8 protein-coding genes and 1 pseudogene are annotated in these 16545 nt (G+C 64.2%); all 9 read left to right on the forward strand.

The window, feature by feature from the left end; all coding sequences use genetic code 11:
- Positions 1-130 precede the first annotated feature (130 nt).
- Complete coding sequence (locus C5J22_RS27935; RefSeq protein WP_105440924.1) at positions 131-1987, forward strand: TRAP transporter large permease subunit; 1857 nt, start codon at positions 131-133, stop codon at positions 1985-1987.
- A gap of 44 nt (positions 1988-2031) precedes the next feature.
- Positions 2032-3051 carry a TRAP transporter substrate-binding protein gene (locus tag C5J22_RS27940; protein ID WP_105440912.1) on the forward strand — a complete coding sequence of 340 codons (1020 nt, stop codon included), beginning with the start codon at positions 2032-2034 and terminating at the stop codon, positions 3049-3051.
- 35 nt (positions 3052-3086) lie between these two features.
- A complete protein-coding gene (locus C5J22_RS27945; RefSeq protein ID WP_105440913.1) occupies positions 3087-3962 on the forward strand; it encodes an IclR family transcriptional regulator in 876 nt (291 codons plus the stop codon).
- A gap of 16 nt (positions 3963-3978) precedes the next feature.
- A complete protein-coding gene (locus C5J22_RS27950) occupies positions 3979-5148 on the forward strand; it encodes an acetyl-CoA acetyltransferase (RefSeq protein WP_105440914.1) in 1170 nt (389 codons plus the stop codon).
- Positions 5145-6794: pseudogene (locus C5J22_RS31785) on the forward strand (acyl-CoA synthetase); the annotation flags it as partial. The gene C5J22_RS27950 and the pseudogene C5J22_RS31785, both read left to right, overlap by 4 nt.
- Before the next feature lie 387 nt (positions 6795-7181).
- On the forward strand, positions 7182-7661 hold the full coding sequence (locus tag C5J22_RS31960; RefSeq protein ID WP_256386182.1) for a PCC domain-containing protein: 480 nt from the start codon (positions 7182-7184) through the stop codon (positions 7659-7661).
- 2 nt (positions 7662-7663) lie between these two features.
- The gene (locus C5J22_RS27960; RefSeq protein ID WP_105440916.1) at positions 7664-8413 is read left to right on the forward strand and encodes an SDR family NAD(P)-dependent oxidoreductase; all 750 of its coding nucleotides are present in this window, start codon (positions 7664-7666) and stop codon (positions 8411-8413) included.
- A gap of 136 nt (positions 8414-8549) precedes the next feature.
- On the forward strand, positions 8550-13997 hold the full coding sequence (locus tag C5J22_RS27965) for an alpha-2-macroglobulin family protein (RefSeq protein WP_105440917.1): 5448 nt from the start codon (positions 8550-8552) through the stop codon (positions 13995-13997).
- Positions 13998-14013: 16 nt separating this feature from the next.
- On the forward strand, positions 14014-16095 hold the full coding sequence (gene pbpC, locus C5J22_RS27970) for a penicillin-binding protein 1C (RefSeq protein ID WP_105440918.1): 2082 nt from the start codon (positions 14014-14016) through the stop codon (positions 16093-16095).
- Positions 16096-16545 lie beyond the last annotated feature (450 nt).

Here is a 16545-nt window from a genome sequence, read left to right on the forward strand (position 1 = left end):
CGGAGAGGGGCGTAGTCGCCTGGATTTGCGGCTCGGCCGCGATCGATCCGGAGTGTTTTCTTTTCGTTTGTCCCCTTCGCGGCACTGAGGAGGATGACGCGTGACGGCAGCCCATAATACGATCGAGCCCATGGATGAGGCTTCTTTGCTCGCCGGGCTTGAGGGCGTGGCGCCGCAGCAGAGCGGTTCCGTCTGGATGCGACCAGTGGAGGCGATCGCCGCGGCGCTTCTCGTCGGCATCATCGCGCTTCTATTGGCCGGAGTGATTTCCCGTTATGTCTTTTCGCTGCCGGTCGTCTGGATCGACGAGGTGGCATCGATCTCCTTCCTCTGGCTTGCCATGCTCGGTTCGGCCATGGCCGTCGATCGCAGCGAACACCTGCGGCTGACGCTCTTCGTCGGCATGCTGCCGGAAAAGCTGCACGGCCTGGCGAATACACTCGCGCTGCTGCTGATGGCGCTCTTCCTCGGCGTGATGCTGCGGCCGGCCTACGAATATGCGATCGAAGAATCCTACATTACCTCGGCAGCGCTCAACATTCCGATGAGTTTCCGCGCCGCGGCCCTGCCGGTCGGCATCGGGTTGATGCTGATCCTCGCGGTCGTCAACGCGCTGAAGGGATCGACCTTCAGGCAGGTAGCGATGTCCGTTGTGGTCATCGCCGCTGTGACGGCGCTGCTCTGGCTCGTCGGGCCGGGCCTGAAGCAGATCGGCAACTGGAACATCCCGATTTTCCTCGTCGGTTTCGTGGCGCTGTTCCTGGTTCTCGGCGTGCCGATCGCCTTCTGTTTCGGCCTCGGGACGCTGGCTTTCCTGACGTTTACCACTTCCGTGCCCGTGTTCGTGATGATCGGGCGCATGGACGAGGGCATGTCGAGCATCATCCTGCTGTCGGTGCCGATCTTCGTGCTGCTCGGCTGCGTGCTCGATGCGACCGGTATGGGCAGGGCGATCGTCGAGGTGCTGGCCTCGCTGCTAGGCCATGTCCGGGCTGGCATGTCTTATGTGCTGCTCGGCTCGATGTTTTTGGTTTCCGGCATTTCGGGCTCCAAGGTCTCCGATATGGCGACCGTCGCGCCGGCGCTGTTTCCGGAAATGAAGCGCCGCGGCCACAAGCCGCCGGAGATGATCGCGCTTCTGGCAACCGGGGCGGCGATGGCGGAAACCGTGCCGCCGTCGATCGTGCTGATCGTGCTTGGATCTGCCGCCGGCGTCTCGATCGCCGGGCTGTTCACGTCCGGTTTCGCGATCGCCATGGTTCTGCTTCTGGTTCTCGCGATCCTGGCGCGTTGGAAGGCGCGGCATGAATCCATGGCCGGTGTTCGCCGCGCGCCGCTTTCGGTGATCAAGAAGGCGCTGCTGGTCGCCGCGCCCGCACTGCTCTTGCCCTTCCTGATCCGCACCGCAGTCGGCGAAGGCATTGCCACCGCGACGGAAGTTTCGACGATCGCCGTCCTCTACGCGATGATCATCGGGGCGACGCTCTACGGCGGCATCAGCCTGAAGAAGCTCTATTCCATGCTGGTAGAGACGGCAGCACTGTCCGGCGCGATCCTGATGATCCTGGGTGCGGCCTCCGCCATGGCCTGGGCGCTGACCCAGACCGGCTTCGCGGCGCAGCTCGTCGAGGCCGTGCAGGGCCTGCCGGGTGGCTGGATGACCTTCATGGGCGTCACCATCCTGATCTTCATGGTGCTCGGCTGCGTGCTGGAAGGCCTGCCGGCGATCGTGCTGATGGCGCCGATCATGTTTCCGGTCGCCCGCTCGCTCGGCATCAACGACATCCACTATTCCATGGTGGTGGTGACGGCGATGAATATCGGCCTGATGACGCCGCCGATCGGTATCGGCTTCTACATCGCCTGCAAGATCGGCAATGTCTCGCCGGACGAAGCCATGAAGGCCATCTGGCCCTATATCGGCGCGCTGATGATCGGCCTTCTGGTGATCGCAGCGGTGCCCTACTTCTCGACGGCCTTTCTCTAAAGGCTCTGAGGCAAAAACTGGGAACGAAATCGGAGGAGGATTTCATGAACGTCAACCGCAGAACGCTTCTTTTGGGCGCGGCCACGACCGGCATCGCCACGACCTTTTCAATCCGCACGCGGCCGGCCAATGCCGCCGAGTTCACCTACAAGTTCGCCAACAACCAGGCGCTGACGCACCCGATGAACGTCCGCGCCAAGGAGGCCGTCGCCAAGATCCAGGAGGAGAGCGGCGGCCGCATGGCCATCAACATCTTCCCGTCGAGCCAGCTCGGTGCCGACACCGACATGCTGAATCAGGTGCGTTCGGGTGGCGTCGAGATGTTCAGCCTGTCGCCGATCATCCTGTCGACCCTGGTGCCAAACGCCTCGCTGAACGGCGTCGGCTTCGCCTTCCCGAGCTACGACAAGGTCTGGCCGGCAATGGACGGCGAACTCGGCAAATATGTTCGCGGCGAGATCGAGAAAAAGGGCCTGCTGACGTTCGAAAAGATCTGGGACAACGGTTTCCGGCAGATCACTTCCTCCAAGGGGCCGATTACGACGCCTAAGGACCTCGAGGGCTTCAAGATCCGCGTGCCGGTGAGCCCGCTCTGGACCTCGATGTTCACCGCCTTCGGTTCGGCCCCGGCCAGCATCAACTTTGCCGAAACCTATACCGCGTTGCAGACCGGCATCGTCGACGGACAGGAAAATCCGCTCGCCATCCTGACGACGGCGAAGCTGTTCGAGGTGCAGAAATACGTCTCGATGACGAACCACATGTGGGACGGTTTCTGGATCCTCCTCAACCGCCGCTCCTGGCAGGCGCTGCCGGCAGATCTGCAGGGGATCGTCTCGAAGCACTTCAACGCCGCCGCCGAGCTGCAGCGCAAGGACGTCATGGGCCTCAACGCGACCGTCCAGGCCGAACTCGAAGGCAAGGGCATGAAGTTCAACAAGCCGGACGGCGCGCTTTTCCAGGAAAAGCTGCGCGCTGCCAATTTCTACAAGGACTGGAAGTCGAAATACGGCGACGAAGCCTGGGCGATCCTCGAAAAGGCTATCGGCAAGTCATTGAGCTGATCGATAGCGGCCATGCATCTGATGGGAAACGGCATATGCAACAGGTGATCGAGATCCCGTCGGGTCTTCGGGAAGGTGTCGTTTCCGGCTCGCAGGCGGTGGAGCGGGCGCTGCAGCTTCTCTCCATCGTCGGTCGCGGCGCGGAAAAGGGCGTGGCGCTCGCCGATGTGGTCGCCGATAGCGGCCTCAACAAACCTACAGCCCGGCGGTTGCTGATGGCGTTGATGCGGTCTCGCCTTGTCGAGCAGGACGAGCTTACCCGCCGATATTATCTCGGCGGGGAGCTTTACGTACTCGGCATGCTGGCCTCTCGCCGGCACGGCCTTCTGGAAATGGCGGGCGAAAGCCTGAAGCGGCTGTCCGGCAAGTCGGCCGATACGAGTTTCGTCTCGATGCGGCGTGACGATTACGCCGTCTGCCTGCATCGCGAGGAGGGCACGCATCCGGTGCGCACCCACGCGCTGCTCACCGGTGACCAGAACCCGCTCGGTGTCGGGGCCGGATCACTTGCCATGCTGGCGGCATTGCCGGACGCGGAAGTCGAGGCGGTCCTCGGCCGCATTGAAGGCGTCATTGCCGCGCAGTATCCGGGCTATTCGCCGGACATCATCCGCGAGGATGTCGCCCGCTCACGCGAACTCGGTTACGCGCTCAATCCGGGACGGGTCATCGCCAATTCCTGGGGGATCGGCATGGCAATCCTGCTGCCCGACGGACGGCTTGCAGGAGCCTTGTCGATTGCCGCGATCGACAGTCGCATGGGTGAGGCGCGTCAGAAGGAACTTGTCGGGCTGCTGGCTCATGAGGTCGAGCGGGTGCAGGGCAAGCTGAAATCGCTGTTCGGTTCGGAGAAACCGGCGCTTCGAAAGGCGCCGCAAGCGGCACGGCCGAGAACACCGGAACGGGTTTGAAACGAAGGAGAAGGTCATGGCAGGAGCACAGATCGTCGGTTGGGCGCATTCGAAGTTCGGCAAGTCCGAAGCGGGTTCGACGCGGGAATTGATGGCCGAGGTGATCAATCCGGCCCTCGAACATGCCGGCATCACGGCCAAGGATGTCGACGGCATTTTCGTCGGCGTGTTCAACAACGGCTTTTCCAAGCAGGATTTTCAAGGCGCCCTGGTGGCGATGGCGGCCGACGGGTTCGACCATGTGCCGGCGGTGCGGATGGAGAATGCCTGCGCCACCGGTTCGGCGGCGCTCTATACAGCGCTGGACTTCATCGCTGCCGGCCGCGGCAAGATCGCGCTGGTCGTCGGCGCCGAGAAGATGACCGCTCTGCCCACGAAGGAGACGGGCGACATCCTGCTGTCCGCCTCCTACCGCGAGGAGGAAGCGGATGTCGAAGGCGGCTTTGCCGGCCTCTTCGGCCGCATCGCCAGCCATTATTTCCAGCGTTATGGCGACCGATCGGAAGAACTGGCGATGATCGCCGCCAAAAACCACGCGAACGGCATGAAGAACCCCTATGCGCATATGCAGAAGGATTTCGGCTTCGATTTCTGCAACACGGTGTCCGACAAGAACCCCTATGTCGCAGCGCCTCTACGCCGCACCGACTGCTCGCTGGTGTCCGACGGTGCGGCCGCCCTGGTGATCGCGGCGCCAGAAGTCGCGGCCGGCATGAAGCGCGCCGTCGCCTTCAAGGCGCATAACCATGTCAACGACATCCTCGCAATGTCGCGGCGCGACCCGATCGCCTTCGACGGCGCGCGCATGGCCTGGCAGAAATCACTGGCCGAGGCGGGCGTGTCGCTGGACGACCTGAATTTCGTCGAGACGCATGACTGCTTCACTATTGCCGAGCTCATCGAATACGAGGCGATGGGGCTTGCCGAACCCGGCCAGGGGTATCGCGTCATCCGTGAGGGCATTACCCGCAAGGATGGTCGTCTGCCGGTCAATCCGTCCGGGGGCCTGAAATCCAAAGGCCATCCGATCGGTGCGACCGGCGTTTCGATGCATGTCATGGCGGCGATGCAGCTCTGCGGCGAGGCAGGCGAGATGCAGCTGCCGAAGGCGACGATGGCCGGTGTCTTCAACATGGGCGGCGCCGCAGTCGCCAACTACGTGTCGATCCTGGAGCGGACGAAATGAACGCGGTCAGTTCGGCAACTGCCGGGGTTGCCGCCGGCGATCGCGCCGAACCGAAGGGTGGGCTCAGCCCCCGCTCGACGCGGGTGATGAACCTCGCCCGCTTCGTGACGCAGGCGATGCGCCGAGAGCCGCAGGGCGTCGCCCTGGTCTGGGCCGAAAAGACCTGGACCTGGGAGGAGTTCGAGGCGCGCATCGACGCGATGGCGGCGGCGCTGCAGCAGCGTTTCGGGGTGGCCAAGGGCGACCGCATCCTGGTCCAGTCGCAGAACTGCAACCAGATGTTCGAGAGCATGTTCGCCTGTTTCCGGATCGGCGCCGTCTGGGTGCCGACCAATTTTCGGCAGACGCCGGAAGAGGTCGCCTATCTCGCCAAGGCGAGCGGCGCGACCGGCCTGATCTGCAACGCCTCATTTCCGGATCACGCTCGGGTGGTGTGCGAAAGCAATCCGGAGATCGGTTTCGTCCTTGCCATAGGGGAAGCGGATTTCGGGCCCTCCTATGACGCTCTCGTTGAGGAGTTCGGTGGCAGAAAACCAGCCGAAGCGGGAGTCGAACGGGATGATCCCTGCTGGTTCTTCTTCACGTCGGGCACGACCGGACGGCCGAAGGCGGCGGTGCTGACCCATGGCCAGATGGCCTTCGTGATCAACAACCATCTCTGCGACCTGATGCCCGGCGTCACCTCCGCTGATGCCGCGCTGGTCGTTGCTCCCTTGTCGCATGGCGCGGGCGTGCATCAGCTCACCCAGGTGGCGCATGGGGTGAAGACCATCCTGCTGCCAACCGAAAAATTCGATATCGACGCAGCCTGGGCGCTGATCGAAAAGTGGCGCGTGTCGACGATGTTCACCGTGCCGACCATCCTGAAGCTGCTGGTCGAGCATCCGGCTGCCGAGAAATACGACCATTCCTCGCTGCGCTACGTCATCTATGCCGGCGCGCCGATGTATCGCGAGGACCAGAAGCGGGCGCTGAAAAGCCTTGGGCCGGTGATCGTGCAATATTTCGGGCTCGGCGAGGTGACGGGGGCGATCACCGTCCTGCCGCCGGCGCTACATTCGGTCGAGGACGGCGAAGCCGCCAGGATCGGGACCTGCGGCATGGAACGCACCGGCATGCAGGTGTCGATCCAGAACGATGCGGGCGACGAGGTCGGGCCTTACGAGACCGGCGAGATCTGCTGTATCGGTCCGGCGGTCTTCGCGGGCTATTACGACAATCCGGAGGCCAACGAGAAGGCGTTCCGCAACGGCTGGTTCCGCACCGGCGATCTCGGCCATATGGACGCGGAGGGTTTCCTCTACATCACCGGCCGTGCCTCGGACATGTACATTTCCGGCGGCTCGAACGTCTATCCGCGCGAGATCGAGGAGAAACTCCTCACCCACCCGGCAATCAGCGAGGTGGCCGTGCTCGGCGTGCCCGATCCGCTCTGGGGCGAAGTCGGTATCGCCGTCTGCGTCGCCAAGCCGGGTTCGGCGGTGACCGAGAAGGACCTGTTCGCCTTCATCGACGGCAGGATGTCCCGGTACAAGATGCCGAAGCGCTTCATCTTCTGGGATGCGCTGCCGAAATCCGCCTATGGTAAGATCACCAAGAAGATGATCCGCGAAGAGCTGCACGCGCGTGGCGAGTTTGACAGTAAGCCGGCTAATGACCTGCCGGGACTGCGCCAGCTCAGGCATCCGGGCCCCATCGCGCCGATCAGGCGGGAGGCGGTACGGACCGTCCTGAAGCCGGTCGAGGGTGTGCTGCGGCCCGGCGAAGTCTTCATGGCCGAGGTGGCGCGCATCTTCGCGGAGGCGGGCTGCAAGGGCGGCTTCCTCAATATCGAAGGTGGGGCCTGCGATCCGTTCCGTTATGTCCTGCCGGCCTTCTCGCCGGACGAGGACCATGCTGCCTGGTATAGCGCGACCTTCGCGCCGGAGGCGGGCGGCAGGTTTTTGGCGGCGACCGCCATGGTCGGCGAGCGGGACGGGGCGCCGTTCCTGCATTGCCACGGCATCTGGGACACCGGCGAAGGGGCTTTGCGCATGGGGCATGTGCTGCCCTTCGACAGCATTGTCAGCCGTCCGATCGCGGTCAAAGGTTATGGCAGCGCCACCGCGACCTTCTCGTCGATTCCCGATCCGGAAACGAATTTCACCCTGTTTTCCGCCAGGGGCGAAAGCGGCGAGGGCAACGGCATCTTGCTGCGGGTGCGTCCGAACGAGGATGTCGGGATGGAGATCGAAGACGTCTGCCGGGAGCATGGCATCGAGAGCGCCCGCATCTACGGCATAGGCAGCATCAACGAGCCCGTGTTCGAGGATGGGCGCCGGGTGGTCTGCCTCGCGACCGAGATCGCCATCGAGAACGGCGTGCTCGAAATGACGCCGGCTGGGCTTCGGGCCTCCATCGACGCCGCGGTCGTCGACACGGATGGCGTGATCTATCACGGCCGGCTGGCGCGGGGCGACAATCCCGTCGGCGTCACCTTCGAACTGGTCATCATCGAAAATCGGGAGAGCTGAACATGCGCAGCGTCGTCGTCACGGGTGCGGGATCGGGTATCGGCCTTTCGACGACGGAGCTTCTCATCGAAGCCGGCTGGCATGTGCTCGCTGCAGACCGCGACGTCGCGGCACTCGAACGGCTGACGGAACGGCTCGGAAATCGGTCTGGTCTCCTCACCACCGTCCTCCTCGATATCACCGACGAAAAGGCGATCGCGGGTCTCGCGGAACGCTGCCAGGCTCTTCAAAGCCCGCTGCAGGCACTGGTCAACAGCGCGGGCATCGGTTCGAACGTCCGTTTCGCCGATACCACGACCGACCAGTTGCGGCGCATTTACGAGGTCAATGTCGTCGGCGCGTTTGCGCTGTCGCAGGCGCTGGCGCCGATCATGCGGGAAAACGGCGGCGGGTCGATCGTCCACATCGCCTCGGTCTCCGGCATCAAGGGCAATCTCGGGCGTTCCGCCTATGGCGCTTCAAAGGGGGCGCTGGTGACGCTCACCAAGATCATGGCGGTCGAACTCGCCGACGACCTGATCCGCGTCAATGCCATTGCGCCGGGTCCGATCGAGACGCCGATGGTCAAGGAAAACCACACCGCCGCGACGCGCGAGGAGTGGAAACGCACCGTGCCGATGCGCCGCTACGGCCGGCCGGAGGAGATCGCCACGGCGATTGCCTTTCTCGTCGACGAACGCCAGTCCTCCTATGTGACCGGCCAGATCCTCGCCGTCGACGGCGGATTTACGGCTGCCGGGCTGATGGCCTGATCCGTTCCGGCACGACGTTCGTCATATGACAATCTCTTCATGAAAATAGGCGGGCCGACGCATCGACGCTCGTTGACAAGTCACGGGATAGATTAGAAAACTGCCAGCTTCCGACGGCAGCCACGGGGGGACTTCCATGTCTAGGCGCGCGTTATTCGGCTTTCTCGCTCTCATCGTTTCCGCATTCGCTTTCGCCTCGCCGCTGACGGCGGCAGATCGGCGGATCGAAAGCACTCCGAACAGCGATTATCTCGGCTTCGATCTCAGAACCGTGAAGAATGTCAGCCAGCCCCAATGCGAGGCGGCCTGCATCGGCGACAATGCCTGCAGGGCTTTCACCTATAACGAGAAGGCCAAGTGGTGCTTCCTCAAGTCGGATTACAGCCAGCTCAACCTGTTCCAGGGCGCAACAGCCGGCAAGATCGTCGTAACGGCAATCGAACCGGATATCGGCGCCCCGGCGAAACTGTCCTTCCTCTCGGAAGAGGTTCTCCAGCAGGCGCGTGATCAGAAGGATGGCCTGACGCTCGGCGACAACCAGCAGGGTTACGGCGTCGAAAGCCTCAAGACGATCGCCCAGGGCCAGCTGCTCGCCGGCAATGTCGATACGGCGATCTACAATTTCAAAGGCGCGCTCTCGATCATTCCCGATGACGGCGCGCTGTGGATCGAGCTTGCGCGCGCCGCCGGCACCGCCAAGAACAACAGCAGCGCCGATGGCGAAGGCACGCTTGCCGCCGTCAACGGCTACCAGCTTTCGCGCACGACGCAGACCCGGGCGGATGCGCTGGCGGTTCTGGCCGCAGCGCTTGCCAAGCAGCAGAATTATCGCGCGGCGCTCAATGCTTACAAGGCAAGTCTTGCGCTGGTGAACGCCCGCACCGTGCAGGCCGCCTATAACGACCTGCGCGAACGCAAGGGTTTCCGCATGACCGGCAACACGGTCGATGCCGATAGCGCCAACCCGCGCGTCTGCGTGCAGTTCTCCGAACCGCTGGTGAAGATCGGCGTCGACTACGCGCCCTTTGTCGTGCTCAACGGCCAGGCGCCGAAGGCGATGGAAGCCAAGGGCAACCAGATCTGCGTCGAAGGCCTCACCCATGGCCAGCGCTACAAGTTGTCGCTGCGCCGGGGGCTGCCGTCTTCCGTCGACGAGCCGCTTGTTGCCCAGGTCGATATCGACGTCTACGTCAAGGACCGCTCGGCGACCGTGCGGTTCACCGGCGACAGTTTCGTGCTGCCCTCGACCGCACGCCGCGGCATTCCGATCGTCTCGGTCAATACCGAAAAGGCCAATCTGAAACTCTACCGGGTCGGCGACCGCAGCATCGCGGCACTGCTCGCCAATTCGCAATTCCTGACCCAGATGGACGGCTATAACGCCACCCAGATCGAGGAGCAGAGCGGCGAACTGGTCTGGCAGGGCACGATCGACATCGCCCAGGACCTCAACAAGGACGTGGTGACCAGCTTCCCGGTCGATGAAGCCCTGCCGACCCGCAAGCCCGGCGTCTACATGCTGACGGCGGCAGCCGCCAATGCGACGAGCCAGGAATACGATACCAAGGCGACGCAATGGTTCGTGGTGTCCGATATCGGGCTCACCACCTATGCCGGCACGGATGGCCTCAACGTCTTCGCCCGCTCGCTCGGCAGCGCCAAGCCGATGGCCGGCGTCGATCTGCAGCTTCTCGCCAAGAACAACGAAATCCTCGGCACGGCGAAGACCGATGCGGACGGCCGCGCGGTGTTCACCGCCGGCCTGATGCGCGGCACGGCGGCGATGGTGCCGGCGGTGCTGGCGGCCCAGAACAACGGCCAGGACTATGTCTTCCTCGACATGGCCCGTGCCGGGTTCGATCTGTCCGACCGTGGCGTGACGGGTCGCCCCGCACCCGGCGCGATCGACATCCTGCCATGGACCGAACGCGGCATCTACCGCCCCGGCGAAACCGTGCATGCCTCGGCGCTTGCCCGCAATATCGATGCGACGGCGATCGAAAACCTGCCGCTCACCTTCGTCTTCCTGCGCCCCGATGGCGTCGAGGATCGGCGCGTGGTCAACAACGGCTCGCTCGGCGGTTATGCGCTCGACCTGCCGCTGCTGGCGACCTCGATGCGCGGCACCTGGACGATGCAGATCTTCACCGATCCCAAGGGCTCGGCGATCGGCGAAAAGACCTTCCTCGTCGATGATTTCGTGCCGGACCGCATTGAGTTCGACATGACCAGCGACGCCAAGGAAATCGCGGTCGGGCAGCCGGTGCCGGTCAATATCGACGGCCGCTATCTTTATGGAGCGCCGGCGGCAGGCCTCAATCTCGAAGGCGAGATCGCGCTGAAGACGACGCGCGAAAATCCCGCCTTCCCGGGTTACCAGTTCGGCCTCGTCGACGAAGAGGCGAGCGAAGCGGTGCGCATTCCGCTCGAGGAGCTCGAACCGCTCGACGACGACGGCAAGGCGACCTTCGACGCGACCGTTGCCGAGGCACCCTCGACGACGCAGCTTGTGAATGCCGATATCGTGGTGCGCATGCAGGAGGCGGGTGGCCGGGCGATCGAGCGTTCGATCACACTGCCGGTCAAGGCGGAAGGTGCGCGGATCGGCATCAAGCCGGAATTCTCCGGCGATCTCGGCGAAAATTCGGTCGGCAACTTCACCGTGATCATGGTGGACGCGGCCGGCAAGAAACAGGCGGTGCAGAACCTGCCCTGGAAGCTGATCAAGATCGACCGCGATTATCAATGGTATCGCGACGGCTCGTCCTGGCGGTATGAGCCGGTGACCCGGACCAGCCAGGTTGCCAACGGCACCGTGAATGTCACGGCAGACGGCGGCAAGGTTTCCGTGCCGGTCAACTGGGGCCGCTACCGGCTCGAGGTCGAAACCGCCGATATCGGCGGGCCGACATCGAGCGTCGAGTTTGATGCCGGCTGGTTCGTGGCCGCGACCTCGACCGAAACTCCGGATGCGCTGGAAATCGCGCTGGACAAGCAGAGCTACAAGGTCGGCGAGACGGCCAAGCTCAAGGTGTCGTCGCGTTACGCCGGCGAGCTGATGATCACCTCCGGTTCCGAGAGCCTGATTGCGGTCAAGACCGCGAGCATCGGCGCGAATGGCGGCGAAGTCGACATTCCAGTCACCGCCGCCTGGGGCGCCGGTTCCTATGTCACGGCGACGCTTTATCGTCCGGGCCAGGCGCAGGAAAGCCGCATGCCGATGCGCGCCATCGGCGTCACCTGGCTGAAGGTCGATCCGGAAAACCGCGATCTGCAGGTGCAGATCACCGCTCCGGAAAAAACGCTGCCGCGCCAGCCGCTGAATATCTCGCTGCAGGTTGCCGGTGCCGGCGCCAATGAGGACGCCTATGTCACCGTTGCTGCGGTGGATGTGGGCATCCTCAATCTGACGCGATACCAGCCTCCGGCACCGGACGACTGGTATTTCGGCCAGCGCCGCCTCGGCCTCGAAATCCGCGACCTCTACGGCCGCCTGATCGACGGCTCGCTCGGCGCCACCGGGCGGCTGCGCACCGGCGGCGACGGCGGCAGCACGGCGCTGCAGAGCAGCCCGCCGAAGGAAAAGCTGATCGCCTTTTTCAAGGGGCCGGTGAAGCTCGACGCGCAGGGCAAGGCGAATGTCTCCTTCGACATTCCGCAGTTCAACGGCACGGCGCGTGTCATGGCGGTCGCCTGGTCGAAGACCGGCGTCGGGCATGGCGTCAAGGACGTGGTGATCCGTGATCCGGTCGTGATCACCGCCAGCCTGCCGCGCTTCCTGGCGCCTGGCGACCAGACCAATCTCAGGCTCGATATCGCCAATACCGATGCGCCGGCGGGCGACTACCAGCTCGCCATCACCACCAACAAGCCGGTTGCCGTCGATCAGAAGGGGACCGGAAAGATAACGCTGGCCGCCGGCGGCAAGTCGGATGTCACGCTGGCGCTGCGCGGTGTCGAGCCAGGCGACGGGTCGATCCTGGTCCGCCTTTCGAATGCGTCGGGCATGTCGCTGGACCAGGTGCTCGATATTCCGGTGCGGCCGGCCGCCATGCCGATCACCCAGCAGCGGCTTGTCCAGCTGAAGCCTGGCGCCAGCGTGACCGTCGATTCCAACCTGCTTGCCGACAGCATCCTGCCGGGTGCCTCGGTCAGCGTGAACGTCAGCCGCTCGACCGCCTTCGACATTCCGGCGCTGCTGATGAGCCTCAGCCGCTATCCCTATGGCTGCGCGGAACAGACGACCAGCCGGGCCCTGCCGCTTCTCTATCTCAGCCAGATGGCGGTGCAGAACGGCCTTGCCGACGATACGGAAGTCAAGAAGCGGGTCCAGGATGCGATTTATCGCGTGCTCTCCTACCAGTCCTCGGCCGGAAGTTTCGGCCTCTGGGGTCCGGGCGGCGGCGATCTGTGGCTCGATTCCTACGTGAGCGACTTCCTCAGCCGGGCCCGCGAGCAGGGCTACGACGTGCCCGAACAGGCGCTCGTCCAGGCTCTCGACAGCCTACAGAACTCGCTCGGCTTCACCAACAACGTCAAGGATCAGGGCAACGAGATCGCCTATGCGCTCTATGTGCTCGCCCGCAACCGCAAGGCCGCGATCAGCGACCTGCGTTATTACGCCGACACGATGCTGAACGACTTCCCGACGCCGCTCGCCAAGGCTCATATCGCCGCGGCGCTGGCGCTTTACGGCGATGCGCAGCGGTCAAAGAACATCTTTGCGGCCTCGCTGCAGATGTCGGAAGCCGCCCAGATCCAAAGGGTCAGCCTGTCGCGCTCGGACTACGGCTCGTCCTTGCGTGACGGTGCCGCTGTTCTGGCGCTTGCCGCCGAAAGCCGGCCGGTACCGCCGATCGTTCCGGCGCTGGCCACCATCGTCGCCAAGGAATGGGGGCAGAAGAAATATACCAGCACTCAGGAACAGACCTGGATGCTGCTCGCCGCTCGCGCGCTGCAGAACGGTGACGACGGCCTGCGCCTGCAGGTCAACGGTGCCGACCATCGCGGCACGCTGATGTCGCAGATGACCGGTGATGCGCTGATCGGCCATCCGCTGACCGTCAAGAACAACACCGCCGATCCGCTGTCTGCCTCGATCACCACGGTCGCGGCGCCGGCTCAGCCGCTGCCGGCCGGCGGCGACGGGTTCCAGATTACCCGCACCTATTACTCGATGGACGGGGAGGAGACGAATGTCAGCGAAGCGCAGCAGAACCAGCGTTATGTGGCGGTGATCACCATCACCGAGAGCAACAGCTGGCCGTCGCGCATTGTCGTCACCGACCTTCTGCCGGCCGGGTTCGAGATCGACAATCCGAGCATCGTCAACAGCGCCAGCCTCGCCAATTTCGACTGGATCGAGGAAGTGCAGGCGGCCCATACCGAATTCCGCAACGACCGTTTCGTTGCGGCCTTCGACCGGAGTTCCGGCGACAACCGCGAGATCACGCTCGCCTATGTGGTCCGCGCCGTAACCCCCGGCGTTTACGATCACCCGGCTGCGCAGGTTGAGGACATGTATCGTCCGCAGTTCTCGGCCCGTACCGCAATGGGCAAGATGGAGGTGCTTGCCGCCCAGTAAGCGGCAGCTCGTTCCGATGAAGCTCAGGTGGAAACTTTCGATCGGTCTGGGTATCGGCCTCGGCGTAGCGGCGGGGCTGGTGGTCGGCCTCGATGCGGCCGACAGGGCCTATCCGCCGCCGCTCGAAAGGGCGCGGGTGGTTTCCGCCGAAGTGCTGGATGCGGATGGCGAACTGCTGCGGGCCTTCGCGACGCCCGAGGGGCGTTGGCGGCTTCGCACGAATACCGAAAACGTCGATCCGCGATTCCTGAAAATGCTGGTCGCCTATGAGGACCAGCGTTTCTACGAGCATGCCGGGGTCGATCCGTGGGCGCTCGGCCGAGCGATGCTGCAGCTTGTCACCAACGGTCGCGTCGTTTCGGGCGCTTCGACGCTGTCGATGCAGGTGGCTCGGCTGATCGAACCGCGCGAGAGCCGGTCCGTTGCAGCCAAGCTCCGCCAGGTCGTGCGCGCGGTCCAGATCGAGCGGCGACTGTCCAAGAAGGAAATCCTCGAACTCTACCTCACCCATGCGCCCTATGGCGGCAATCTCGAGGGCGTGCGGGCTGCGAGCCTTGCCTATTTCGGCAAGGAGCCGCGGCGGCTGACGGTGGCGGAAGCAGCACTTCTGGTCGCCCTGCCGCAATCCCCGGAGGGCCGGCGGCCGGACCGGCATTTCAAGGTTGCCCAGGCGGCTCGCGAGCGGGTGCTGATGCGTTCGGCCGTTGCCGCGGTGACCGGCGACGGCGAGTCGGAGCGGGCGGCACGCGATGGCATCCCGGCACGCCGGCTGCAATTGCCGGCTTATGCGGCGCATCTCGCCGAAGCGGCGATCCGCAAGCAACCGAAGACCGAGCAGCACAAGACGACGCTGAAGCGCAGCATCCAGCAGGGGCTGGAACAGGTGGCGAGGGAGGCTTCGGTCAAGCTCAGCCCGAAGGTCTCTGTCGCCATGGTGATGGCGGATATCACCACCGGCGCGATCGTCGGCGAGGTCGGTTCGGCCGATTATTTCGATGCGAGCCGCTCCGGCTGGGTGGACATGACGCGGGTCAACCGCTCGCCGGGCTCGACGCTGAAGCCGTTCATCTACGGCCTCGCCTTCGAGCAGGGGCTGGTGTCCCAGGAAACGATCATCGAGGACCGGCCGGCGGATTTCTTCGGTTACCGGCCCAAGAATTTCGACATGACCTATCAGGGCGATGTCAGCGTCCGCCAGGCGCTGCAGCTGTCGCTCAACGTGCCTGCGGTGCGGCTGCTGGATGCCGTCGGCCCGTCGCGGCTAATGATCCGCTTTCGTCGCGCCGACGTACGGCCGGTTCTGCCGGCCAATGAGGCGCCGGGCCTGGCGATCGGCCTCGGCGGCGTCGGCATCACGCTCAAGGATCTGGTGCAGGCCTATGCCGCGCTCGCCAATCGCGGCAATCCGATGCGGATCGGCAATGGCATTGAGGACCAGCCGGGCATGATCGACGGCGAGCCGCTTCTCGATCCGCAGGCGGTGTGGAACGTTGCGGACATTCTGTCCGACGTTCTGCCACCGCAGGGCAGCCGAAGGCTCGGCATCGCCTACAAGACCGGCACGAGCTACGGTTATCGCGACGCCTGGTCGGTCGGGTTCGACGGACGTCATGTGCTGGGCGTCTGGGTCGGGCGGCCGGACAATGGCGCGGTGCCGGGCATTGCCGGTTATCAGACCGCGGCGCCGATCCTGTTCGAGGCGTTTTCCAAATCCGGCGTACCGATCACGCCGCTGCCATCCGCGCCTTCGGGTGCCGTCCGCATTGCGCAGGCCGAACTGCCGATCAGCCAGAGGCGGTTCTCGATGACCGCGAACGGGCTTTTTTCCGCCTCGACGCGGGAGCCGGCACCACAGATCGTTTATCCGCCGGAAGGCGCACGGGTCGATCTCGGGGCGTTATCGGGCGATATCTCGCCGCTGGTCCTGAAGCTGCAGGGCGGCCGCGCGCCGTTCCGCTGGCTCGCCAACGGCAAGCCGCTCAGCGAGCTGTCCCGCCGCCGGACCAGCGAATGGAAACCGGATGGTGCCGGTTATTCGACGCTGACGGTGATCGACGCCGCCGGCCGTGCCGCGAGCGTTCGGGTTTTCGTGGAATAGAAATGTTGGAGCTTCCGCGAGGAAGGCGTCCGCTTGGCTTCGGCCAACACTCCGGAGCCCCGCGCAGTCGCCTGCCGTGGTTTTCAAAGATCGGAGAGCCCACACGAATGCGGAACCTCGATTGACTTTTTGAATGGTGGCTCCGCATTCGCGTGGCCTACGGCGTCTTTTCGAGGCTTCCGGCCTCTACGGGTGATCATCTCGCCTCGCTGCGTGGCTTTATTCGCGATCTCCTTTCGGGAAATCCTGCCACTTGCACGGCTCAACCGAACCCGGCCTGGCGGCCAGGGGGAGGCTTGATAGGGAGACTTTCATCTCCCATGGCTTTCACCTCTTCCACCGTCCCCGCACGTTACGGTTCCGATGAAAGCGCCGGCCTCCGCCTGCCCGCGAACGTCTCGCGAAACACTCCGGCGACGGAAGCGGGGGATTGTAGGCATGGGCTGGGAG

The sequence above is a fragment of the Neorhizobium sp. T25_13 genome (genome assembly GCF_002968675.1).
In the GTDB taxonomy this organism is placed as follows: Bacteria; Pseudomonadota; Alphaproteobacteria; order Rhizobiales; family Rhizobiaceae; genus Neorhizobium; species Neorhizobium tomejilense.

Excerpts from the sequence above, each read along its gene's own strand:
- C5J22_RS27940 (WP_105440912.1), top strand. The coding sequence starts at position 2,032 with ATGAACGTCAACCGCAGAACGCTTCTTTTGGGCGCGGCCACGACCGGC.
- C5J22_RS27935 (WP_105440924.1), top strand. The coding sequence starts at position 131 with ATGGATGAGGCTTCTTTGCTCGCCGGGCTTGAGGGCGTGGCGCCGCAG.
- pbpC (WP_105440918.1), top strand. The coding sequence starts at position 14,014 with ATGAAGCTCAGGTGGAAACTTTCGATCGGTCTGGGTATCGGCCTCGGC.
- C5J22_RS27950 (WP_105440914.1), top strand. The coding sequence starts at position 3,979 with ATGGCAGGAGCACAGATCGTCGGTTGGGCGCATTCGAAGTTCGGCAAG.
- C5J22_RS31960 (WP_256386182.1), top strand. The coding sequence starts at position 7,182 with ATGGGGCATGTGCTGCCCTTCGACAGCATTGTCAGCCGTCCGATCGCG.
- C5J22_RS27965 (WP_105440917.1), top strand. The coding sequence starts at position 8,550 with ATGTCTAGGCGCGCGTTATTCGGCTTTCTCGCTCTCATCGTTTCCGCA.
- C5J22_RS27960 (WP_105440916.1), top strand. The coding sequence starts at position 7,664 with ATGCGCAGCGTCGTCGTCACGGGTGCGGGATCGGGTATCGGCCTTTCG.
- C5J22_RS27945 (WP_105440913.1), top strand. The coding sequence starts at position 3,087 with ATGCAACAGGTGATCGAGATCCCGTCGGGTCTTCGGGAAGGTGTCGTT.